The following is a 22,799-nucleotide window of genomic DNA, read 5'->3' as shown; positions in this document are numbered from 1 at the left end:
AAATACGCGCCTTGCCGTCGGACGGCGAGGGCGATCGCGGGAAGCCCGCATCCCTTGTCTGGCCGACCCTATTGAAACCATGACTAACTTTTCCTATAATCGATTGCTGTTAGATATAACTAACTTTAGGGAAAGGAGTTTCATGAAGTTGTCACATGCAAGCAAGGGGGTTTGTTCGGCCGCCCTGGCCTGCGGGCTGGTTCTGGGCCTGCCTGCAAGCGCCTTGGTACTGGATCCCGCAAGCGCAGCGCCGATCGCCACCGCTGACGCAGACGAAGTCGAGCTGTTCGATACCACGTTCGATCTCACGGTCATGCTGGAGAACAAGGATAACGACGTCGTGAACCGCAACCTCAAGGGTGCGAAGTGGCGCCTGCACCGCGTGGTTGACAAAGACGTCGACAAAGATGTCAAAGTTCCGGATCCCATCGAGATCACGCAGGCCGACCACACCGATGGACCCCTCGCCGGCAGCACGGGCATCCATTGCCAAAAGAAGCTGCCCGCCGGAACCTACCGCCTCGAATTCATGGGCATCGAAAACAGCGAGCTTCCCGAAGACTACTACGTGGCACATCAGAGCCTCAAGGAATTCAAGGTCGGACCCTACTTCGACTACCACGTATCCAATGTGACCCTGCGCGAGGGCAAGAATCCCGGATACCCGGATGACGATCTGTGCAACTACTTCACGCCCAGCTACTCGGCAGACCCTGCGGGAACCACGTTCACCGTGGCGGCGGGAAAGACCCTGAAGGTTCCCGCCCCCGTCAACGTTCTCGGAAAGATGCCGCTGCCCGAGTACATGCGCTACAAATCGACCGACATCCAGCATCCCAACTTCGTGACGGTCAATCCCGACGGCTCTCTGGTCATCGCTCCGGACAAGCTGCAGCGTCCCGATTCGTACGACATGATGGTATGGGCGGTGTACCCCGACGGTAGCTGGGACCGCATCTTCTGCACCATCCGCGTGACCGATCCGTCCGAAGAGGGCGACGATCCCGTCGCACCGCTTCCCAAGGTGTCGGGCAAGGCAACCGTGGTCAAGGCGGGTCCCGAAGGTCTCGTCGCGCAGGCCGATGTCGAGGGCCTTTTGCCCTACGACCTTCCCGCCGGGTTCTACGTCGGCCTGATCGAGCGCGGAACCGAGCTGAAGCCGGGCGTTATCCCCGCGGGCGCCGTTCTGGTCAGAGAGATTCCGGGTTCCGGGAAGGCGACGGCCGTCACCAAGCCGGTCGACCCCTCTATGCTGGACCGCTCCAAGCACTACGATCTGCTGGTGTGGAAGGCGCACGGATGGCCCTCGACCGAGCTGAACCGTGCGGTGCTTCCCCTCGATATCACCGATGCCCAATGGGACAGCCTGATGGCGGAGCCCGAGCAGGCTTCGTGGGATCGCCTGGCCGGCGATGACGCCTTCGGCACCATGAAGGCCATCACCGCAAGCCCCCAGGGTTGGCCCGGAGGATCGTGCAAGACCGTCGTTTTGGCCACATCGTCGGGATATTGGGATGCGCTGGCCGCCTCGGCCCTCGCCGGCTCCCAGAGCTGCCCCGTCCTGCTGACCTCCCCCACCGAGCTGCCCGAGCAGACCGCATCTGAGATTCGCCGATTGGCAGCCGAGAAAGTCGTGATCTGCGGCGGAGAAGCGGCCGTGTCGGCGGGCGTCGAGAAAGCCGTCAAGGACCTCGGCGTAGCCACCGAGCGCGCCCAGGGAGAAGACGCCCAGATGACCGCCATCGAGATCGCCAAGCGCGTACGCGCCCAGGCTAAGCCTACGACCTGCATCGTTGCCACCTCTGCCGGTTATTACGACGCACTGTCGGTCGCTCCGTGGGCATTCGAATCGACCATGCCCGTGTACCTCACCGACGCCTCCGGCAACCTGGGCGACGCGGCGCTGGCCGACATGAAGGAAGCAGGGTACACCGGAGCCATCATCGTGGGCGGAACCGCCGCGGTCAGCGACTCCACCGAAGCGAAACTCGTCTCCACAGGCATTCCGAAGGCCGATATCTCCCGCTTGTCGGGCGACAACGCCTGGCAGACCTCGGCTGCGATCGCAAACACCCAGATCAAAGCCGATCCATCGCGCGCCAAATGCGTCGCTTTGGCCGATGGTAACGGGTATTGGGACGCGCTCACCGGAGCAGCCCTCGTCGGCAAGAACCGCGGCGTCATGCTGCTGGTTCCTCATGACGGCCCGAATTGCGCAGGAGGAACGTTCTCCTACGACCCCTTCGTCATCGATGACGTCGTGAAGAAGAACGCCGACAAGATCAAGCGCGCATTCGTGTTCGGAGGCGAGGCAGCCGTGCCCGCATCCACGCTCGAGGCCGCGCGTAAGGCCGAAATGAGCAAGTAGCGTTCGGTCCCTGAAGGACAAGACCCGGATCCGCCATGCGGATCCGGGTCTTTTTGCATGCTCTGAGAGGGTGTCGAGGCCCTATGCCTCGACACCCTCGGGCACCGGGGCCTTCGTCTCCGCCTCGGCAGTCTGACCACCGGTTTTCTTCTGAGCCTCCGCACGTCGGGCGCGCGCGATAAGACCGGCGCGCACCTTCTCGGCGCGCTCGGGGTCGAGCCCTTCGATGCGCTTGGCTATCTCGGCCTCCAGCTCGGGCGAAAGGGGTGCCTTCGCCCCTTCGTCGGCGACCTTCGGATCGTCGTCTGCCGGCGCGGCCACTCCCTTTGCCGCAACTGCGGGGCGAGGCTTGCGCTCGGGTTTGGGCTTCTCGGGAACGACCAGCACGATCTCCGAAGGCTTGCGCCCAACCGCAGTGCGCGATACCTCCATGGCAAGGCAGCTCTTCGGGCACACCTCTACGCACAAGCCGCACTGCACGCAGGCAAACGGCTTGATCGACCAGGTGCTTCCCTTTTTATCGACCTCGATGCACCCCGTTGTGCACGCGCGCGCACACATGCTGCACAAAATGCATTTCGTCTCGTCGATTTCGATATGCCCCCGAAAACCCGGTGGCTCGGTCACCGTCTCGAAAGGATACAGGACGGTCTCGGGCTTCTTGAACAGCCCTTCGAGGGTCATCTTCCCCAGCTCGAACACTCCCATGCCCGCCTACCTTTCCGAACAGCTGATACACGGATCGATGGTCAGGATGATCATGTTGACGTCCGCCAGATCGCATCCTGCAAGCGCTTTGGCCATACCGCCCAGATTCATGGACGTGGGCGTTCTCATACGCATTCGCTCGAGGAACTTCGTGCCGTTGCCCTTAGCGTAGTAGTAGCATTCGCCGCGCGGCTGCTCGACCACCGAACACGCCTCGGCTCCATCGACGGGATTGCCCTTCACCGGAACGAGGATATCGCCATCAGGAATGCGGGCGATCATCTCCTTGATGATTTCGATGGACTGAAGCACTTCCCTGCCGCGAACCGCAGCGCGCGCATAGCAATCGCCATCTTCAGACAGCACCATGTCGAAGTCGCTCAGATCCCCGTACGCCCCGATGCCGAGCGAACGCACGTCGTAGGCGATGTTGGAAGCGCGCCCGAACGGACCCAGCATCCCCAGCGCCTTGGCATCCTCGGTGCCGATATGCCCGATGCCGACCAGGCGATTGCGAACCGAGTTGTTGTTCAAGAAGGTATTGAGGATCTGGCCGTACTCGCCTTTAATCCCCTCGAGCACCGTCACGATGCGATCGAACTGGCCCCGATCGATATCGCGCGCAACGCCGCCGACGCGGTTCACCGACATGATGACGCGCCCGCCCGTGGTCTTCTCGAAGATGTCGAGCACGCGTTCGCGCAGACGCCAGCAGTGCATGAACAGGCTCTCGAAACCAAATGCGTCGGCCGCGAGGCCCATCCACAGCAGATGGGAGTGAACGCGGGACAGCTCGTGCCAGATCACGCGGAGGTACTGGGCGCGCTTGGGCGCCTCGACCCCCATGAGCTGCTCGACCGTCTCGGCATAGCCGAGGGAGTGCCCGAAGGCGCAGATGCCGCAGATGCGCTCCGCCACATAGATGAACTGGTTGTAGTCCTTCGTTTGAACCAAGCGCTCGAGGCCGCGGTGGATGAACCCGATCTGGGGCAGCGCCTCGATGACGCGCTCGTCTTGCACCACCAGATCGACGTGGATGGGCTCGGGAAGCACCGGATGGTGCGGCCCGAACGGTATAACGGTTGCCTTGCCCATCTTACCTCTCCCCTGCTTTCGTCTCGTCTGATACGTCGGCCCGCGCGTCTTCCGCTTCGCCGGATTCCGATTCCCGCGCAGCCTTCGCCGCTTCGGCTGCGGCCTTGCGCTCGCGAGCCGCCTTGGCCAACGCCGCCTTCTTGGCCTTCTCCTTCGCCTCTTTCTGTTCGGGAGAGATAAACGTCATCGGTTCGGTTTCCGCAGTGCCGTACAGCGTGCCGCCGAAATCGAGCGCTATGTCGTGCACATCGACCCCGAACAGCTCGCGCGTCTCGTTCTCGAACACGAACGCGGAGAAGTACACATCGGTCACGCTGGGAACCGGCGTATCGGGACCAATCCCCCGCACCACCAGGTTCTCGAATACGCCGTCTTTGACGTAGGTGTAGTACACATCGACGCCGGATTCGGCGTTCACCCCGTGAACATTCGCCAAGCGCCAGCCCCCGTCCATTCTGAGAACCGCCTCGTCATGAACGCGATCGGGCGCCAAATCGGAAAACGTGCCCTTGAAGTCCATTACGCCCCCTTCCTGGCAAGCGCAAGCGCTTCGGCCTTCTCTTCGAGGATCTTGGTCGCCTCCACCACCGCATCGATGATCGACTCGGGGCGAATGGCGCATCCCGGAGCATAGACATCGACGGGGATCACCTTGTCGACTCCGCCTAAGATGTTGTAGCAGTCGTGGAAGATGCCGCCCGAACAGGCGCACACCCCGCATGCCACAACCACCTTGGGTTCGACCATCTGGTCGTAGATCTGCTTGACGATGGGCGCATTGCGCTCGTTGACCGACCCCGTAACCAAAAAGATATCGGCGTGCTTGGGGTTCCCCGTATTCACCACGCCGAATCGCTCGGCGTCGAATCCCGGGCAGAGGGCCGCAAGGATCTCGATATCGCAACCGTTGCAGCTCGAGGCGTCGTAGTGCACGACCCAGGGAGATTTCGACAGGTAGCTCATGATGCCCCCTCCTTACAGAAACATCAGCCAGGCGATGTTCAAACCACCGGCAACCAGCGTAACCGCCCATGCAGACTTCAGCATGAGCTGCCACTTCACGCGCGCGAAGTTATTGTCTATCCAGATCTCGAAAAACCATGCGAGAAGCGCGGCGGCGATGCCGACGGCGATGGTGGCAGGCCCTCCCCACACGAAGAAGATGCCCACCCATCCGAGAAACAGGATGTTCTCGGCCCAGTGCATCAGCTCCACCTTGGCGAGCGTAGGACCGCTCATCTCGGTTGTGATGCCCTTCACAAGCTCCTGGTGGGCGTGGTGGGAATACGACAGATCGAACGGAGATTTACGCAGCTTGATGGTGAGGATGAATAGAAACCCGAGGAACACGAGCCAGATCCGAGTGAACGCGGGCGCATCCAGATCGAACGCCGCCGACGCGTTGAAAGAACCCACCGCCAGGTAGAATGCGACGGTCATGAGAATCACCATCGGCTCGTACGCCATGACCTGCAGCGTTTCGCGAGCAGCACCCACCTCGGCGAAGGGGCTGCGCGACGAATACGCCGCGACGATGAAGAAGATGCCCGCAAGCGTGACGATAAACGAGCTCATAAGAAGGTTCCCACCCGAAAAGAAGATGCCTCCCGCAAACGCGGTGAACACGCAGGCGCAGGTTACGTACACCCCGTCGGCGCCGCCAACCGAAACGTCCGACTTCATCAGAAGCTTGCGGACGTCATAGTACGGCTGGAGCAAGGGCGGCCCCACACGACCCTGCATGCGCGCCGAGACGATGCGGTCAAGCCCCGCCAGAAGACACCCCAGCGCCGGCGCTATCAGCGCGAAGAGAACGGTGCTGATGAGAATCGAGATCAGTGACATCGTTTCAACCTTTCCCTACGCGAACAGACCGAACTGGACGAAGCCGTACAGGAAGCAGCACACGATAACCGCCGTACACGCCGCCTCCCCTATCGGGCGCCAGCGCGCTTCGCCGAAGTATTCTTCGAGATACATGTTGCGCGTCGAAGCGGTCGCCTCGCGCGTCAGCGAATCGCGGAAGGTGCGTGCATCCCCATCGACGGCAACGCCCGACAGATACACCGCGCCCTTCTGCTGCGTCGTGCGCTTGACGCGGGCGAAGAAGACGGCCAGCGCGAAGGCCGCCAGGATAGATGCCACCCACAGGTTGTCGGTCGCGATGTTTTGGCCCAGCGTTCCGAACACGCCGACGATGTAGGGCTCGACGAACGCGAACGAGAACACCGGCAGCAAGATGGTCGAAACCAGGGCCGCGGCGGCCATCACGTTGAGGGCGACCCACTCGGAGGTGTGCACATCCAGCTCGACATTGTCCTGATCAGCCGCGATCCCCGAAAGTTTGCCCAGCCACTTCGCCCAGAACAGAAAGGTTGCGCCCGACCCGAAAGCTAGGAACATGATGAGGGCGAACTGATGCGTGTCTGCGAACGAAACAAGCGCGGCCCACTTCGCGATAAGCATGCCGAACGGCGCGATGAACATGCACATGATGCCGATCATCATGTAACGCGCCAGATTGGGCATGCGTTCGAACAGCAGATCCATATCTTCGATGTCGCGGCTGCCGATATGGTGCTCGGCGGTTCCCACGCACAGGAACAAAAGCGATTTCGCCGCAGCATGGAACACGATGAGCAGAATAGCCGCCCACACGGCTTCAGCGGTTCCCACACCCGCGCAAGCCACGATGAGACCGAGGTTCGCAACGGTCGAATATGCCAGAACGCGCTTAGCATTGGACTGCGAGATAGCCATGAACGAGCAGACAAGAAACGTCAGACCGCCGACGCCGATGACCATGAGCGAGGGCGCTGCGCACACGAAGAAGATGGGAGCGAGCTTAACCAGCAAGAATACGCCCGCCTTCACCATGGTGGACGAATGCAGGAGCGCACTGGTGGGCGTAGGCGCCACCATCGCGCCCAGAAGCCAGGTATGGAAGGGCATCTGGGCGGCCTTGGTCAGGCCGGCGAAGGCGAATGCACAGGCTGGAACTGCTGCGATCTGCGGATACTCAACGCCAAGCGCAATGAAGTCGGCCATGGACAGCGTGCGGAAGTCAAGCGCCACCAGCATGAGCCCCACCGCTAACGCGATCCCGCCCGCCATGTTCATCATGATCTGCCTGAACGAGTTGTCGATCGCCTCCGGGGTGCGCGTATACCCGATCAGCAGGAACGAGCAGACGGTGGTGATTTCCCAACCCGCAAACACCCAAGCCAGATTGTTCGAGAACACGATGACGAACATCGCGGAGAGAAAGACGAACATGAGGGCGAAGAAGTGGTGGCGCCGATCGTCGTCCGAACCGTGATGATGCTGGAAGTCTTTCATGTAACCCAGGGCGTACACGCAGATCCCGCTCCCGATGGTACCGATAATCAACGCCATGACCAGCGAAAGCGAGTCGACATAGAGCCCCTGGCGCACTTCGATGCCGTGCGCGAACAAAAATTCGAATGCGAGGGTGCATGCGATCTGGACGGCGGCAAGCGCGACGGCGAACGGCTTTTTCCACTTGATGCCGAAGTATACGACCGTGCCCGAAGCGGCCAGACCTGCAAGCGTCGCCAGCATATCGAACCACGCAGAGCGAAAATCGATCAGCACCCAGGGCGTCCCGAGAAACGAAAGGACCGATGCGACAGAGAGGACCGCGGTAGCAATCGCTCCCCCCCACACGATCGGCGCGCGGACTTCGTCGCTTTTGGCGAACAGAAGCGCGATGCCCGTAACGAGCGGCACGGCGACAAGCAAACCGATGTATGCCACGAGGACTCCTTTGCGATCGACGGAAACAACCGAAGAGGCCTCGAGCGAAGCGGGACGCTTCATACCCCGTATGGGAACTCGGTCGGACAACCCCTCTCGCAATCGATTGTACTTAACGGGGGAAAACCGACGTCGAACGTTACTTGCTGGTAGATTTTTCGCTCGGTGAACGGAAGGCGAAAGCGCAGAGAGCCGCCGCGGCCACGACCGCAACCGTGTCCACGGCCCAATCGAGGGGATCGCACGAGCGCCCCGGAACGTAGAACTGATGGAATTCGTCGAACACGCCGTAAGCGCTAGCAAGCGCGACCGACAGGGGCAGAGCCGCCGACAGATCGAGATGGCACGCAAGGCCGTTGACCAGAAGCGCACCCAAAACGAAGTATTCGAAGAAGTGACCCGCCGCCGAAACGTCGATCCCGCTTCCCAGGATCGGAGCGGCGAAATCGTACAGCATCTGCTTCAGCTGCGTGACAAGCCCGAAATCGTTATCGACCTCGGCGCCTGTATGGGCGCTCACGTACCAGATGAGGAAAGCCCATGCTGCAACCAGCACCCAAGAAGCGATGCAGTACGCCGCCTTCCTGCGACGGCGCAGCGCAGGCGGCGCTTCGATATGTCCGGTTTTTCCCATCACCCGATTCTACGATGATACGCGCCCCCACCTCGTGCGCACACAGAGCATCCAGACAAACTGCAGCGAAAGCCCCAACGTCGGCGCATACGGTTTCCTCCTTCAGGCTTCGACAGTTCGAGGGAAAATGAAAACAACGGATTTGCAAATAAAGTCTTGCAACGAAAAGCGGGCAAGGTTACTATATCTGAGCTGCCTGTGAACGATACGGGCATGCGCAACGGGTTGTGGCGCAGTTTGGTAGCGCACTTGACTGGGGGTCAAGGGGTCGCAGGTTCAAATCCTGTCAACCCGACCACGAAAACGCAGGCCGGAAGCTTCAAGCTTCCGGCCTGTTTCCGTTTTTCCATGCGCGGTGTACACCGAGCGGAACATTTCGTCAACGAACCGGCACCCCCGTCTCCCCGCACGCGACCGCAGCCGGCTTGGGAGCATACCGCCGTTGACGAGGCCGGCCGCCTACCGAAAACCGAAGCTGTTTGCTAGGATACTCCCGAACGGTTAACCCGGCCGGAAAGGACCGCCATGAGCTATCGCTGCAACCTTATCATCGATTCGTGCTGCGACCTCCCCTCTCATATCGTATCCCGGGAAGGCGTCGAGCTGATTCGGTTCCCCTACTTCTTCGATCAGGAAGAATTCCACGACGATCTCTGGCAATCGGGAGATCCGTCCTCGTTCTACGACCGCATGCGAAACGGCGAACAACCCACAACGGCCCAGGTTCCCATCCCGGTTTTCGAAGACGTGTTCGGCCGCGCGATCGCATCGGGCGTACCCACCGTGTACCTCAGCTTCTCGTCGGCCCTCTCGGGAAGCTACGACGCCGCGATCCTGGTACGCGACCGCCTGCTTGCCGAAAACCCCTCCTCCGAACTCTACGTAGTCGACACCCATCTCGCCTCTTCGGGGGAAGGGCTTCTGGTCTTCGAGGCCCTCAGACAGCAAGAGCGGGGCTTGAGCGCGCTCGAGCTGGCCGAATGGGCTGAAGAGGCTCAGTACTTCGTAAACATCTACTTCATGGTGGAGGATCTGGAGAGCCTTCGCCGCGGCGGGCGCATCCCGTCTTCGGTTGCCTTCGCTGGAAGCAAGCTCGACGTGAAGCCGCTGCTCTACGTTGCCGCCGACGGATCCCTTTCCGTGAAGGGAATCGCACGCGGACGAAAGAAGGGACTCAAGCAGCTGGCTTCCCTGTACGAAGAGCGCGCCGACCGATCGGCGGAAAGCTACGCGGTAACCGGAACGGCGGACTGTCCCGAAGACGTCCAAAAACTTGAAGAGTACATCGCGAACGCGGGATGCGAACCGCTGCTCGTCGAGGGAGCCATCGGCCCGGTCGTAGGCTGTCACGTCGGTCCCGGCATGGTGGCCCTGGCGTTCTGGGGACAAGACAGACGCACCGACATTTCGGTGGCCGACCGCATCGCGCGCAAGGTCAAGGGAAGCGAGTAGCCCGAACGACCGCAGAATGCAAAACGGGCCGGGCGCCTTGCTATCGCCTTCGGGTTACAGCGCGAAGGCGATAGCTGCCGTAAGCAGGACGCAGATTGCCGAAGCCGCAAACGCGCTCTCCGCAACGGCCATGAAGAAGTCTTTGTTAGTCATGATCTCCTCCTTCGATCGTCCGATAGGGACATTATATACTTTATTTTGCATATTTGGTACATTTTTTAATAGTATTTTGAATTACATGACTACTTATAGGCAGCGGGAGATTAAAAACATCCGACAAAGCACCTGATTAGCGACCGATTTAAAACGATTCGTCCCAACCAATAGAAAAGAGCACCCGACGGGTGCTCTTTTCTACGTGAAGCGATATGCGCGAAATCCTTGCTACAGCTCGGCGACCCACAGACCGTGAAGATTGCAGTACTCGTACACGGCAACGGCCTTCTCGCCGTTGAGGTTGAACGAGGCGGTGGGAGCCTCGCCGGGATTGAGCTGCTTCACCAGCATGCTGGACTCGGTCTCGACGTACACGAAATTAATGAAATGCTCGTCGAGCATGGGATGCTCGACCTCGCCCACAGTAGCCGTGAGAACGTCTCCGTCAATCGAAACGACGGGAACGTGCTTCTCGGTGGCGGCGTCGGTGGTGTTGGCCTTGAGCTCGACCATGTCCTTGCCGCAGCAAGCAGGGCTGGCAGAACCGCCCGCAAGCTTCACGACAATGTCGCCGGATTCGTTGCACTTGTAAAAGGTAGCCTTAGCCATGATGGTTCCTCTCGAAGAAATTGATCGCGACCTCTCTTACGTCGCTGGAACGACTATATCATTTGCAACACTTTTTAATTGCATACAATTTAGTAACGGGACGCGAATACGCGGGTAATGCCACCACGTCTAGCGATCGCCCAGAATGCAGTCGAACAGCGCGTCGGCCACCGCCGCCTTCGGCAACCGCGGGTACGATCGATCCCCGTCGGCGCCCACCACCACCACCTCGTTGTCGTCGGCGTCGAAGGCTCCGCCTTCTCCCACGAAATTAGCGACGATGTAGTCGGCCCCCTTCGAGCGAAGCTTCCTGCGCGCATTCTCCACCACATCGTCGGTCTCGGCGGCGAACCCCACTACGACCTGCCTCGATTTACGATGGGCCATCGTGGCGAGAATATCGGGGTTCTCCACCAGTTCGATACGGGCCAGAGCATCGGCATCCGAGCCCTTTTTCAGCTTCCTGGAGGCGGGCGTTGCCGGTCGCATATCGGCGACGGCGGCGGCGAACACGGCAATATCGACCTCTTCGAATCGCCTCTCCACTGCGTCGAGCATCTCGCAAGCCGTCTCGACGCGCACCGTTTCGACCCCTGCGGGATCTCCTAAGGCCACCGGTCCCGTTACCAAAAAGACCTCGGCCCCGCGACGTGCAGCGGCCTTGGCGATCTCGAATCCCATCTTCCCCGAGGAACGGTTCGACAGATAACGCACCGGATCGACAGGTTCAACTGTCGGTCCCGCTGTGACCAGCACTTTCTTTCCCTCAAGATCGCGGGACATCCCCAGCTCGGCGCAAATCGCCTCGACGATGTCGGCGGGTTCGGCCATGCGACCCCGCCCCTCGTCTCCACAGGCCAGGTATCCGCTCTCGGCCTCCACCATGCGCACGCCGCGGGCACGAAGCCGATCTCGGTTCTCCTTCGACACGCGGGCCTCGTACATGTTCACGTTCGCCGCAGGGGCGATCACGATGGGCGCGATCGTTGCAAGCGCCGTGGTGGTAAGCAGATCGTCGGCAATGCCGCACGCGATCTTGGCGATCACGTTCACCGTACAGGGAACGATGGCGAACACGTCGGCTTCCTTCGCCAGGGAAATATGATGAATGGGATCCGACGGATCGTCGAACAAACCCACCGCGACGGGCTCGCGCGTCAGCGACCGAAACATAGTGGGATCGATGAACCCGCACGCATGCTGGGTCATGATCACCTTGGCGCGCACTCCCCTCTTCTGCAGAAGGCGGATGACCTCGCAGGTCTTGTATATCGCCACGCAGCCGGTAACGCCGATAACCACGGTTGGCCGATTGGAATCACTCAACGGTTCTCCTAGAGACGGGGGCGGATGACGTCGGTAAGGACGCGCACGTGGGCATTGGTCTTTCCCAGGCAGGGAACGTAGATGAACGTCGCCTCGTCCCCCGATCGGGAAAGGATGTGGGCTTTCTGAGCGAAAACGGGAAGGATTTCGTAGAACACATCGTAGCGCGTTTCAAGGCAGTCCACAGAGAAGCCGGGGCACACGAAGAACACCCGGCCCTCGCCCGCCTCGGCGTATCGGGCAACCACCTCGTCGGTGGAGGGCTTCAGCCATTCGCAGTACTTAGCGAACTTGCTTTGGTAGCAGATGGTCCAACGCAGCCTGTCAAGCCCCAGCTCGGTGGCGACCGCCAGTGCGGTGGCACTGGTCTGCAGCTCGTAGGTATCGCCCGCCTCGATATCGGGAACGGGGATGGAGTGGAACGAGAATATCAGCCGATCGCTTGACTGGGGACGAAACCCCGCATGCTTCACCGATGCGGCGATCGCGCGGACGTAGGTTTTATCGTCGTGATAATCCTCGATGATCTCGTAGGGAACGTCCCATTTCATGCGGGACACGGCCCTCTGCACGCGATCCGTTGCGGAACCCGTCGTCGAAAATGCGCTCTGCGGATACATCGGCAGAACCACCAGGCTCGTCGCGCCGGCGGCTCGCAGTTCGGACAGACCCGATACGATGGAGGGATTGCCGTAGTTCATCCCCAGGCGCACGACCACATCGCGACCCTCCTGCCGCAGCGACCGCTCGATTTCCGCGGCGAGCCTCACGCTGGCCGCCATAAGGGGCGACCCCTCGTCAGTCCACACCTTCTTGTACCGCTCCGCCGACGTGACCCCGCGATGGGGAAGAATGAACAGGCGCAGAACGAGGCTCCAGGCCACTCGGTTGATATGGTGGACAAGCCGCCGATCGGAAAGCATCTGTTTCAGAAACGTCCTCACGCTGCGCGGCGTCGGTCCGTCGGGCGACCCCGTGTTGACGAGGAGCACCCCCGTTTTCTCTGTGGATTCGGCCATATTCATCACCTCGTCATCGCTCATACTCTCCCCGTGCTCGATCGAGCGCGGGATTACACCCGCTAGGATTCCGACAACGGAACCCCCTCGACGCTGGGCCTTGGCGAACGCGCCAAAAGCTCGAACGCCTCTGTGCCCGCCGCCGTACGGCCCATGCTGCGATCAGCCAACCCGTCAAGGGCCTCCTGCAGATCACGCGGCACGTTGTCGGCAAATTCAAGGCGCTCTCCCGTTGCGGGATGGTCGAGCGCCAGTTTGAAGGAGTGGAGGAACTGTCGTCTGAGCCCCAGGTTCGGATCGCCCTTCTTCGGCATGCCCGACGTGTAAGCCGGCTCGCCCACCAACGGATGGCGCGTGTACTCCATATGCACGCGGATCTGATGAGTGCGCCCGGTAAACAGCTTGCAATCGATGAGCGTGTATCCGTCGTCGAAGCGCGCCGCTTCGAAGCGCTCGAGAACATGGAAGGTGGTGATGGCGTCGCGCGCCGAAGGGACGTCGCGCACCGCCATGCGCTTCCGATCCTTGGCCGAACGAGCGATGGGGGCATCGATCATACCCGTATCGTGAGCAATGATGCCGTGCACCAGCGCAAGGTAGTGCCGATCGACCACGCGATCCTGAATAGCCCGCATAAGCGCCTCGCCCGCCGCATCGGTCTTGGCGGCCAGCATCAGCCCGCTGGTATCCATGTCCAACCGATGCACGATGCCCCGACGATCGCTGTCCCCCTGGACATTGCACAGGTTCTGATCGCCGCAGTGGTGCACGAGCGCATGCACGAGCGTTCCGTCGCGGTGATCGTCCGAGGGATGGCACACAAGCCCTACCTGCTTCGACAGCACGATAAGATGGTCGTCCTCGAAGCGAATATCCAGGTCGATGTCTTCCCCGCGCATCGGGGCGGACTCTTGCGCAAGCACTTCCTCGACCGTGTAGACGATCGGATCCCCCGCTTTGACCGCAAGTTTCTTGGCCGCAGGTCGGCCTTTCACCAAAACGCTTCCCGCCTCGATGGCCCGAACAGCCGCGGAACGGCTCGAGAACAGCCCCCTGTCCGCCAGCAGGACGTCGAGCCTTGTTCCCTCCTCGCCCGAAGCGACGATGTACACGCGTGATGCGGCCATGGTTTCCCCTTACTCGGCTTTCTCGGCCGCTGAGTCCTCGATATGCGCGCCCGACATCAAAACACCCAACATAAACAACACGATGCCGCAGGTGACACCGATATCGGCAACATTGAACACCGGAAAATCGATGAACGTCGCCTCGATGAAATCGACCACGTAGCCCTGGATGAACCGATCGATCGCATTGCCGACGCCGCCGCCCACGATCAGCGCAAGCCCGATGGTCTCGAGCCATGACGCGCGCTTCACCGTAAAGAGGAAGTACACGAACGCCGCGCCGCACATCACCGCGGAGAACACTCCCAAAGCGAACGTCGAATCGGCCAGCATTCCCCAGGCAGCACCCCTGTTGTGAACGAGACGGATATCGAAGATGCCCGCAAACGGGCCCGCAACCAGCTGTCCCACCTTAACGTCGGCAAACAGGCTTTTCGTATACAGGTCGACGAGCACCCACATGATACCCATGCAGACGAACGCAACGGCCTTCAAGCCGCAACGAGAGGGCGAACCGTCGGGGGTCGCCGCTCCCGCACCGCGTCTATCGAGAAATTCGCGCAAGAAAACGTCCGATCTATTCTGTTTCCTCTTCAAACCCGAGCTGGTCAAGCACCTCTGCGCACCGTTCGCACACATGCGGGTGACGCTCGTTTCCGCCCAACGTACGGTAGTTCCAGCAGCGCGGGCACTTCTCCCCTGCCGCAAGGCTCACTTCGACAGTCAGATCGTCACCTTGCGAGAGGGAAACCGAGGACACCACGAACAGCTCCTCGAACACTGCCGGATCGAAGCCCTTCAGCACCGCGAACACCTCGGCAGGCGCCGTGATGGACACCGCGGCCTCTTGGCTCTTGGTCACCAGCTGGGACGTGCGCGCGTCTTCGAGCTGCTTCATCACAGCGGCGCGCACGTCGAGCACGACGTCGAAACGACCGGCGACCTCGGCGGCGCGCGCTTCGGGGACGGCCGGCACGAAACCGCTTTCCTCGGGCCAGCCGGCCAACTGGACGTTGGACGGACGTCCTTCGCGTGCGCGCTCGGCCTCGGGGTAGCTCTCCCACACCTCGTCGGTCGTGAACGTGAGGACGGGCGCAAGGATCCGCACCATAACTTCCAGAACGTTCATGAGAACGGTCTGGGCGCTTCGACGCAAGGGGGAATCGGGGGCCTCGGAGTACAGGCGGTCCTTCGAGGTCTCCATGTAGATGGCCGACAGATCGCCCACCACGAAATCGTAGATGAGGCGGTACACGTTGTGGAAGCGGTATTCATCGTAGGCCGCCTCGACCGCACGGAGCAGTTCGCGCGTGCGCACCATCATCCACTGATCGACCGGGGTGAGATCGTCCCACGAGGCGACGGCATTCTTTTCGAAGTCGAAATCCGACAGGCTGCCCAAGATAAAGCGCAGGGTGTTGCGGAAGCGGCGATACGTTCCGGAAACCTGGGCCAGGATGTCGTCGGAGATGCGCACATCCTGGGAGTAATCGACGCTCGACACCCAAAGGCGCAGGATATCGGCGCCGTACTTGCTCGTGACTTCGGCGGGATCGATGCCGTTTCCCTTCGACTTCGACATCTTCTCGCCGTTGGCATCGACCGTGAACCCGCAGTGCATGACCGCGCGGTAGGGCGCGGTTCCGAACGCCCCCACCGACGTGAGCAGCGACGACTGGAACCAGCCGCGATGCTGGTCGGAACCCTCGAGGTACAGGTCGGCTGGCCAGCGCAGCCCCTCGCTTGCACGGTGCTTCAAAACGCTGGCGTGGGACACGCCGGACTCCCACCACACATCCAAGATGTCTTTCTCGGGCACAAGCTCGTCGCATCCGCAGTGCGCGCAATGCGTGCCGGCCGGCAGGTACTCTCGAGGATCGCGCGTGAACCAGGCATCGGCGCCCTCTCGCTCAAACAGATCGATAATCGCATCGAAGGTTTCGGCCGTGGCCACGGTCTCGCCGCACTTCGCGCACTTGAACACGGGAATGGGAACGCCCCATGAGCGCTGGCGCGAAATGCACCAGTCGGGGCGGTCGGCCACCATGGAGCCGATGCGGTTCTTGGCCCAGTCGGGAACCCATCGAACCTGGTTGTCGATGGCGTCGAGCGCGTTCGCGCGCAGGTCGTTTCGATCCATCGAAACGAACCACTGATCGGTCGCGCGGAAGATGACCGGCTGATGGCAGCGCCAGCAATGCGGATAGCTGTGCGTGATCTCCTTGGCCGCAACCAGCGCGCCCTCCTCGGTGAGATACGCGATCATCTCGTCGGCCACCTCGTCGGTGTCCATGCCCGCGAACCGCTCGCCCGCCTCGTCGGTAAGCCTGCCGTCGTCGTCAACCGGCATGTACAGAGGCACGCCAAACTTCAGCGCCACCAAATAGTCTTCCTGGCCGTGGCCGGGAGCGGTGTGCACGACGCCGGTTCCGTCCTCCAACGTGACATGGTCGCCGTAGATAAACGTGCCGGTACGGTCCTTGCGCACGGGGCACACGTAGGAGAGGCCCGCAAGCTCGGTCCCCTTGTAGCGAACCGGATCGCCGGCGGCATCCGATATCACCGACCACTCCTGCCAGCCCACCACCTCGGCAATGCGCTCGACCAGCGCTTCGGCCATCAGATGGTTCTTTCCGTCGGCCACGACCATCACGTAATCGGCCTCGGGAGCAAGGCACACCGCGGCGTTGGCGGGAAGCGTCCACGCCGTCGTAGTCCAAATGAGAACCCAGGCCGTGCCCTCGGCGCCGACTTCGGCAAACCGCTCGGGCATGGAGGTCATCTCGAAGCGAACGAACAGGGACGGCGACGTCTCGTCTGAGTACTCGATCTCGGCCTCGGCCAAGGCGGTGTGGCAGCGCTTGCACCAGTGGATGGGCTTGCGACCGCGATACACCGAGCCGTTCAGGTACATTTCCTTGAAGATTTCGACGTTGCCCGACTCGAAGTTCGGCTGGAACGTGAGGTAGGGGTGCTCCCAGTCGGCGTTGACGCCGAGGCGCTTGAAACCCTCGCGCTGGATGTACACGTACTTCTCGGCCCATTCGCGGCACAGGCGGCGCAGCGTAGGCTGGTCGATGGCGGCCATCTTCTCGGGGCCGAGGGTGGTTTCCACCATGTGCTCGATGGGCTGGCCGTGGCAGTCCCAACCGGGGATGTAGGGCGTGTAGTAGCCGCGCTGGGCGCGGCTCTTCAGCACGAAGTCTTTGAGGATCTTGTTGAAGGCGTGTCCGATATGAATGGGGCCGTTCGCATACGGAGGGCCGTCGTGGAGAATGAACGGCTCGCCATCCTTGTTCTTCTCCAGAACCGTCTCGTAGATATGCTCCTGCTCCCATTTCAAAAGGCGCTTGGGCTCGTTATGAGCCAGGTTCGCCTTCATCGAGAAATCGGTTTGGGGCAGGTTCATCGTTGCCTTGTACGTATTCGCCACCTGATGACCCCTCCTGCGTTATCCTCGGCATCGCGCGGCTGCGCGCGATGCAATAAACCCGTCCAGTATATGCGATAATGCGATGGGCAACGTGCATTTCGCACAACCCGTAGAATTTCGGAAAACCATACCGCAACGGCTCGTCCGTTATCTCAGGCGAAGGGATGGAGGCCTATGAATTTCGAGCTGGTCACCGATACAAGCAGCAACCTCGTCGACGACGTGATCGACCGGTTCGGCATCCATGTGCTGCCCCTGCAGTTCACCATCGACGGCGTCGCCCACCAAAGCTACCTCAAAGGCGAGAAATCAGATCTGAAGCGCTTCTACACCATGATGCGCGCGGGAAAGACCATCAGCACCTCGCTTCCCATCCTGTCCGCGTCAGAAGAGACCCTGCGCGCCATCCTCGACAGGGGAAGCGACCTGCTGTACCTCGGGTTCTCCTCGGCACTGTCCGGCACCTTCCAGGCAACCGCCCTACTGCTCGACCAGCTTGCACGGGAATACCCCGAACGCAAGGTTCTCTACGTCGACACGCTGGCCGCTTCGGGCGGAGAGGGGCTTTTGGTGTACAAAGCCGCCCTCATGGCAAGCAAGGGCGCCTCCATCGAAGAGGTGCGCGACTGGGTGGAAGACAGCAAGCTGCACCTGGCGCACTGGTTCACCGTCGACGACCTCATGTTCCTCTTCCGCGGCGGGCGCGTATCGCGCACCAGCGCATGGGCGGGCACCATGCTGAACATCAAACCCGTCATGCACGTTGACGACGAAGGGCGTCTGATACCCCTCGAAAAGACGCGTGGCAGGAAGAAGTCCATCCAGGGGCTCTTCAGGCATATGGAGGAAACCGCGCTTGCGCCCGTTGAGGAGCAAACCGTGTTCATCACCCACGGCGACTGCCTGGAAGACGCCGAGGCGCTGGCCGCCCTCATCCGCGAACGCTGGAAGGGCATCGACATCGTCATCAACTACATCGATCCGGTGATCGGCGCTCATTCGGGTCCTGGAACGCTGGCGCTCTTCTTCTTGGCAACGGGTCGAAAATAGTAAATTTTTATCTATTGATTAATAGTTTTGATTTAATTAAACAAAACTATTTTCTATTTATAATCTGCAGGATTCTTAGAACTTGATCCCGTGGTGTTTCCGCGCGTTCGTATCTCCTTGCCGTAAAGCAGAGCGTCTTCCCCGAAACGATCACGCACCCGATCGGTGGCGCAGAGCAGCTCGTCGGTCTTGCGCGCGTCGCGCGCCTTTTGGGCGTCCGTCAGCCCAACCGTATGCTGGGCCGCAGTAGCGCGGGGCGCGCTTGCGAACCGGTCGTCTACCACCGGTGTCGCCGAGCCGCCGCGTGCGCTCGACGCCGAAAACGACCCGGCATCGAAGAGGGACTGCTGAATCGGACGCTCGTCGAACCCGGTAACGGCCACCCCGACCAGCCGCACGCTCGTGCCTTCGCGCCAGAGCTCCGCAAGCATCGATGCGAGCGCGCGATCGAACGCGAACTCGCTGTCGGTCGGTTCCGGCAGCCGGCGCTGGACGGAGTGCACCCCTCGATCTGCAAAGCGCATCTTCAAGGTCAGCGTGCGCCCTTTCAACCCCTTGCGGCGTAACCGACGGCCCACCTTCGCCGCCATCGAGCTCACGGCGGCCAGCACCTCTTCCCGAGTGGACGCATCCATCCCGAACGTCGTTTCGCTCGAAACCGATTTCACCTCGTCGTCGGGATCGGTCCTTCCCATCTCGACACCGCGCGCACGATCGAGCATCGTACGCCCCACCTTGCCGAACAGACGCTCGATGCGCACATCGTCGGCGTCCATGAGATCACCCAGGGTCTCTATGCCAATCGACTTGAGTTTCCGCTCGGCGGATGCACCGATGCCGCTGAGCTTCCTTACCGGCATCCCTTCCACGAACGCGCGCTCGGAACCCGGATAGACCACGGTCAGGCCGCAGGGCTTGTCGAAATCGGAGGCAATCTTGGCGATGGACTTCGAGGCCGCAACCCCGATCGAACAGCTTACCCCCAGGTCTCGAACGCGCCGCTGTATGCGCGAAGCCACCTCGACCGGATGCTCTTCGAACCCGCGACCGGGCGTCACGTCGAGAAACGCCTCGTCGATGCTCACCTGCCGCACATGGGGAGTTTCATCGAAGAGAATGCCCATGACCTGGTTGGAAACTTCGCGGTAGCGATGAAAGCGGCCTTCGGTCCAGATAGCCCGAGGGCACAGAACCGCCGCCTGCGACGAGGGCATGGCGCTGCGCACCCCAAACGCGCGCGCCTCGTACGAACAGGTGGAAACCACCCCCCTCCTGTCGGGGCTTCCACCCACGATGACGGGCTTTCCCCTCCAAGCAGGATGATCGAGCTGCTCGACCGAAGCGAAGAACGCGTCCAGATCGACAAGGAGCACGGCACGGGCATCCCCCCAAGGATACAGATCGGACTTGGGAAAAGAGCTCTGCCCACCCGCACCACCGTTGTTGCGACGATCCCCCACGATCCCCCTTCTGCGTTGCAAAGACAACCTATCGGATCTCGGTTACTTCGTATCCGGCATCCACAACCGCAGCGGTTAGAATATCGTCCGTCGCTGCAGCGGATGCGCGCACCGTCGCGGTGCCGGCCTCAAGATCCACATCGACCGACTCCGCCCCCGGCACACCTTCGAGGGCCTTTTTCACGTGAGATACGCAGTGCATGCACATCATACCCTCGATCTTAAGCGTCTTTTCCATTGCAAACTCCTTTTCCCGATGCCCCGCCTCATTCGCAGGGCGTTCCGTCTCGGCTTTTACGACGCGCCGACCAGGTTTCCATCGACGCAGACGTAGCGCGTTGGACACCACGCTCACCGATGAAAGGCTCATGGCCGCCGCCGCGATCATGGGGTTGAGCGTCACTCCGATGCCCGAAAGGACGCCCGCCGCAACCGGTATGCACACCGCATTGTAGGCAAGCGCCCAGAACAGATTCTGCTTGACGTTGCGCATCGTGGCGCGGGACAGATCGATCGATGCGGGAACATCGAGCAGATCGCTGCGCATGAGCACGATATCGGCGCTCTCGATGGCGATATCGGTTCCGGCGCCGATGGCGATGCCCACATTGGCGCGCGTCAGCGCAGGGGCGTCGTTGATGCCGTCTCCCACCATCGCCACCTTGCCCGCCTGAGACAGACGCGCGACGAGCGCCTCTTTATCGGCCGGGCTCGCGTCGGCCACCACCTCGTCGACGCCGGCGATCCTCTGAACGGCCGCGGCAGTGCGCTCGTTGTCGCCCGTCAGCATTATGGTCCTTATGCCCATCGACCCAAGTTCGGCAACGGCATCGGCGCTGGACGGCTTCACCGTGTCCGCAACCGAGACGACACCGACAAGCGCGCCCGACCGAGAGAAGAACAGCGGTGTGGCGCCCTCGTCGGCTCGCTGATGCGCTGGGATTGCAAGCGCGCCGGTATCGACGCCCTCTTCTTCCATAAGCTGCAGGTTGCCGCCGCACACGCGCTCTCCCGCAACGTCTCCGACAAGTCCTCGCACCGGAATCTGGCAGAACCCCTCGACAGAGACCCCCTCGACGCCGATGCGTTCGGCATACGCGCAAATCGCGCGGCCGAGGGGATGTTCGGAGCGCGCCTCGAGCCCCGCCGCAAGGGAAACGAGGTCGGTGTCGGAGACCCCTTCTGCCGTATCGAGGGCGACAACCGAGGGAGCGCCCGACGTGACCGTGCCCGTCTTGTCAAGCACCACCACCGACACATCGTGGGCGTTTTGCAGCGCTTCGGCCGACTTGACCAAGATCCCGTTGCGCGCACCGCGCCCGGTGCCCACCATCACCGCTGTGGGCGTCGCAAGGCCCAGCGCGCACGGGCACGAGATGACAAGCACGGTAATCGCGTGGACGAGAGCCGTCTGGAAGCCGGCGTCCGCAACGAGCGCCCAGACGGCAAACGTGATGAGCGAGATCGAGATGACCACGGGAACGAAAACGCCGCTTACCCTGTCGGCAAACTGCTCGATGGGAGCCTTGGTACCGGTGGCTTCGTCAACCAGCCTGACGATCTCCGCCAAAGCGGTCTCGTCTCCCACGCGCTCGGCCTGCATGACGGCATATCCGCTTGCGCACACCGTCGCACCGATGACGGCGTCGCCCGAAACCTTCTCGACCGGAACGGACTCCCCCGTAATGGCCGACTCGTCGATCGCCACGGCTCCTTCGACGATCGATCCATCGACCGGAACCGATGCGCCCGCTCTGATCGCCAACCGATCACCCACGCGCACCCGTTCGATCGCAACGCGCTCGAACGATCCGTCGAGACCCACGCGCTCGGCCGTCTTGGGCGCAAGATCGACCAGAGACGACAGGGCGTCGGTGGTACGCAGCTTCGCACGGGCCTCGAAGTACTTCCCCAGCGTAATGAGCGTGAGAATCATAGCGGCCGATTCGAAATACAGATCCATTCCTGCCGCATGCGCCATGTCGAGGTGACCGAGACCTAGATGGTACTGGATCTGGAACAGCGCATACACGCCGTACACGGTCGAAGCGCCCGACCCGAGCGCGATGAGCGAATCCATGTTGGGAGCGCCGCGCACCAGCGACCCGAATCCGACGCGAAAGAACCTCAGGTTCGCGAAAAACACGGGGATCAGCAAGATGAACTGGCAAAGCGCAAGCGTTCCAACCGCTTCGCGGGAACTGAGCGCCTGAGGCAGCGGCCAAGCCAGCATATGGCCCATGGCGAGGTAGAATAACGGAACGGTGAAGACGATGGACACGATCAGGCGACGAAGAACCGCGCGCTCTTCTTCCGCCGCCGAACGCCGAGAAGCTCCCTGCATCCCTCCCGACGCGCCGGGTTTCGACTCCGACCCGCGCAGACGCGCCCCGTAGCCCGCCTTCTCGACTGCGGTCGAAATCGCGCGGGCCACTTCGGGAGAGCCGTCGAACTCGACATTCATGCTGTTCTTCAAAAGGTTGACCGAAACGTCGCGCACACCCGAAACGCCGCGCACCGCCTTATCGACGCGGGCAGAGCAGGCCGCGCACGTCATCCCCATCACATCGAAGGTCTGCTTCATG

General features: G+C 61.5%; 18 protein-coding genes and 1 tRNA gene. 4 read left to right on the top strand and 15 right to left on the bottom strand.

Annotation, left to right across the window (positions count from 1 at the left end; all coding sequences use genetic code 11):
* The first annotated feature begins 142 nt into the window (after window positions 1-142).
* Window positions 143-2,368 carry a cell wall-binding repeat-containing protein gene (locus EIH26_RS05415; RefSeq protein WP_164470985.1) on the top strand — a complete coding sequence of 742 codons (2,226 nt, stop codon included), beginning with the start codon at window positions 143-145 and terminating at the stop codon, window positions 2,366-2,368.
* Between the two features lie 81 nt (window positions 2,369-2,449).
* On the opposite strand, the gene EIH26_RS05410 is transcribed toward EIH26_RS05415, so the two are convergent.
* The 7 genes from EIH26_RS05410 to EIH26_RS05380 all read right to left on the bottom strand — a co-directional run bounded on the left by EIH26_RS05410 (window position 2,450) and on the right by EIH26_RS05380 (window position 8,582).
* Entirely contained in the window at window positions 2,450-3,076 is a 627-nt protein-coding gene (locus EIH26_RS05410; RefSeq protein ID WP_124061227.1) for a 4Fe-4S binding protein, read from the bottom strand.
* 6 nt (window positions 3,077-3,082) lie between these two features.
* Window positions 3,083-4,171 (bottom strand): nickel-dependent hydrogenase large subunit, encoded by a 1,089-nt coding sequence (locus tag EIH26_RS05405; protein WP_124061226.1) that lies wholly within the window; start codon window positions 4,169-4,171, stop codon window positions 3,083-3,085.
* Window position 4,172: 1 nt separating this feature from the next.
* Entirely contained in the window at window positions 4,173-4,691 is a 519-nt protein-coding gene (locus EIH26_RS05400) for an NADH-quinone oxidoreductase subunit C (protein ID WP_164470984.1), read from the bottom strand.
* Window positions 4,691-5,134, bottom strand: a complete 444-nt coding sequence (locus tag EIH26_RS05395) for an NADH-quinone oxidoreductase subunit B family protein (RefSeq protein WP_039688830.1) — start codon at window positions 5,132-5,134, stop codon at window positions 4,691-4,693. The genes EIH26_RS05400 and EIH26_RS05395 overlap by 1 nt, the downstream gene beginning before the upstream one ends.
* Window positions 5,135-5,146: 12 nt before the next feature.
* Complete coding sequence (locus tag EIH26_RS05390) at window positions 5,147-6,016, bottom strand: complex I subunit 1 family protein (RefSeq protein WP_124061224.1); 870 nt, start codon at window positions 6,014-6,016, stop codon at window positions 5,147-5,149.
* 15 nt (window positions 6,017-6,031) lie between these two features.
* Window positions 6,032-7,948 (bottom strand): NADH-quinone oxidoreductase subunit L, encoded by a 1,917-nt coding sequence (locus EIH26_RS05385; protein WP_241152776.1) that lies wholly within the window; start codon window positions 7,946-7,948, stop codon window positions 6,032-6,034.
* Window positions 7,949-8,087: 139 nt separating this feature from the next.
* Window positions 8,088-8,582 (bottom strand): VanZ family protein, encoded by a 495-nt coding sequence (locus EIH26_RS05380; RefSeq protein ID WP_124061222.1) that lies wholly within the window; start codon window positions 8,580-8,582, stop codon window positions 8,088-8,090.
* Window positions 8,583-8,803: 221 nt separating this feature from the next.
* Between EIH26_RS05380 and EIH26_RS05375 the strand changes: the two genes are divergently transcribed.
* Window positions 8,804-8,880 (top strand) — tRNA-Pro (locus EIH26_RS05375).
* Between the two features lie 227 nt (window positions 8,881-9,107).
* Complete coding sequence (locus EIH26_RS05370) at window positions 9,108-10,034, top strand: DegV family protein (protein ID WP_124061221.1); 927 nt, start codon at window positions 9,108-9,110, stop codon at window positions 10,032-10,034.
* 384 nt (window positions 10,035-10,418) lie between these two features.
* Here EIH26_RS05370 and EIH26_RS05365 read toward each other — a convergent pair whose 3' ends face one another.
* The 6 genes from EIH26_RS05365 to ileS form a co-directional block, all read right to left on the bottom strand.
* Window positions 10,419-10,799: a desulfoferrodoxin family protein gene (locus EIH26_RS05365; RefSeq protein WP_124061220.1), complete on the bottom strand. Its 381-nt coding sequence runs from the start codon at window positions 10,797-10,799 to the stop codon at window positions 10,419-10,421.
* A gap of 129 nt (window positions 10,800-10,928) precedes the next feature.
* Window positions 10,929-12,125, bottom strand: coding sequence for a bifunctional phosphopantothenoylcysteine decarboxylase/phosphopantothenate--cysteine ligase CoaBC (gene coaBC / locus EIH26_RS05360; RefSeq protein WP_241152775.1), 1,197 nt, complete (start codon window positions 12,123-12,125; stop codon window positions 10,929-10,931).
* Window positions 12,126-12,133: 8 nt separating this feature from the next.
* A complete protein-coding gene (hemH, locus tag EIH26_RS05355; protein WP_241152774.1) occupies window positions 12,134-13,168 on the bottom strand; it encodes a ferrochelatase in 1,035 nt (344 codons plus the stop codon).
* Window positions 13,169-13,206: 38 nt separating this feature from the next.
* Window positions 13,207-14,271, bottom strand: coding sequence for an RluA family pseudouridine synthase (locus EIH26_RS05350; protein ID WP_124061218.1), 1,065 nt, complete (start codon window positions 14,269-14,271; stop codon window positions 13,207-13,209).
* Between the two features lie 9 nt (window positions 14,272-14,280).
* Window positions 14,281-14,835, bottom strand: a complete 555-nt coding sequence (gene lspA, locus EIH26_RS05345; RefSeq protein WP_241152773.1) for a signal peptidase II — start codon at window positions 14,833-14,835, stop codon at window positions 14,281-14,283.
* Window positions 14,836-14,848: 13 nt separating this feature from the next.
* The gene (ileS, locus tag EIH26_RS05340) at window positions 14,849-17,704 is read right to left on the bottom strand and encodes an isoleucine--tRNA ligase (RefSeq protein WP_124061217.1); all 2,856 of its coding nucleotides are present in this window, start codon (window positions 17,702-17,704) and stop codon (window positions 14,849-14,851) included.
* A gap of 174 nt (window positions 17,705-17,878) precedes the next feature.
* On the opposite strand from ileS, the gene EIH26_RS05335 reads away from it, so the two are divergent.
* A complete protein-coding gene (locus EIH26_RS05335; RefSeq protein WP_124061216.1) occupies window positions 17,879-18,754 on the top strand; it encodes a DegV family protein in 876 nt (291 codons plus the stop codon).
* A 53-nt stretch (window positions 18,755-18,807) separates the two neighbouring features.
* Here the strand turns inward: EIH26_RS05335 and dinB are convergent, their stop codons facing one another.
* Both dinB and EIH26_RS05325 read right to left on the bottom strand, forming a co-directional pair.
* Window positions 18,808-20,214: a DNA polymerase IV gene (gene dinB, locus EIH26_RS05330; RefSeq protein ID WP_241152772.1), complete on the bottom strand. Its 1,407-nt coding sequence runs from the start codon at window positions 20,212-20,214 to the stop codon at window positions 18,808-18,810.
* 28 nt (window positions 20,215-20,242) lie between these two features.
* On the bottom strand, window positions 20,243-22,798 hold the full coding sequence (locus tag EIH26_RS05325; RefSeq protein WP_124061215.1) for a heavy metal translocating P-type ATPase: 2,556 nt from the start codon (window positions 22,796-22,798) through the stop codon (window positions 20,243-20,245).
* Window position 22,799 lies beyond the last annotated feature (1 nt).

The organism is Gordonibacter sp. Marseille-P4307, from assembly GCF_900604965.1.
Taxonomy (GTDB): domain Bacteria; phylum Actinomycetota; class Coriobacteriia; order Coriobacteriales; family Eggerthellaceae; genus Berryella.
This window is presented reverse-complemented; position numbering and strand designations above follow the sequence as displayed.

Excerpts from the sequence above, each read along its gene's own strand:
- EIH26_RS05370 (WP_124061221.1), top strand. The coding sequence starts at position 9,108 with ATGAGCTATCGCTGCAACCTTATCATCGATTCGTGCTGCGACCTCCCC.
- EIH26_RS05365 (WP_124061220.1), bottom strand. The coding sequence starts at position 10,799 with ATGGCTAAGGCTACCTTTTACAAGTGCAACGAATCCGGCGACATTGTC.
- EIH26_RS05415 (WP_164470985.1), top strand. The coding sequence starts at position 143 with ATGAAGTTGTCACATGCAAGCAAGGGGGTTTGTTCGGCCGCCCTGGCC.
- EIH26_RS05335 (WP_124061216.1), top strand. The coding sequence starts at position 17,879 with ATGAATTTCGAGCTGGTCACCGATACAAGCAGCAACCTCGTCGACGAC.
- EIH26_RS05395 (WP_039688830.1), bottom strand. The coding sequence starts at position 5,134 with ATGAGCTACCTGTCGAAATCTCCCTGGGTCGTGCACTACGACGCCTCG.
- EIH26_RS05350 (WP_124061218.1), bottom strand. The coding sequence starts at position 14,271 with ATGGCCGCATCACGCGTGTACATCGTCGCTTCGGGCGAGGAGGGAACA.
- EIH26_RS05400 (WP_164470984.1), bottom strand. The coding sequence starts at position 4,691 with ATGGACTTCAAGGGCACGTTTTCCGATTTGGCGCCCGATCGCGTTCAT.
- EIH26_RS05390 (WP_124061224.1), bottom strand. The coding sequence starts at position 6,016 with ATGTCACTGATCTCGATTCTCATCAGCACCGTTCTCTTCGCGCTGATA.
- EIH26_RS05405 (WP_124061226.1), bottom strand. The coding sequence starts at position 4,171 with ATGGGCAAGGCAACCGTTATACCGTTCGGGCCGCACCATCCGGTGCTT.
- EIH26_RS05325 (WP_124061215.1), bottom strand. The coding sequence starts at position 22,798 with ATGAAGCAGACCTTCGATGTGATGGGGATGACGTGCGCGGCCTGCTCT.
- EIH26_RS05410 (WP_124061227.1), bottom strand. The coding sequence starts at position 3,076 with ATGGGAGTGTTCGAGCTGGGGAAGATGACCCTCGAAGGGCTGTTCAAG.
- EIH26_RS05380 (WP_124061222.1), bottom strand. The coding sequence starts at position 8,582 with ATGGGAAAAACCGGACATATCGAAGCGCCGCCTGCGCTGCGCCGTCGC.
- hemH (WP_241152774.1), bottom strand. The coding sequence starts at position 13,168 with ATGAGCGATGACGAGGTGATGAATATGGCCGAATCCACAGAGAAAACG.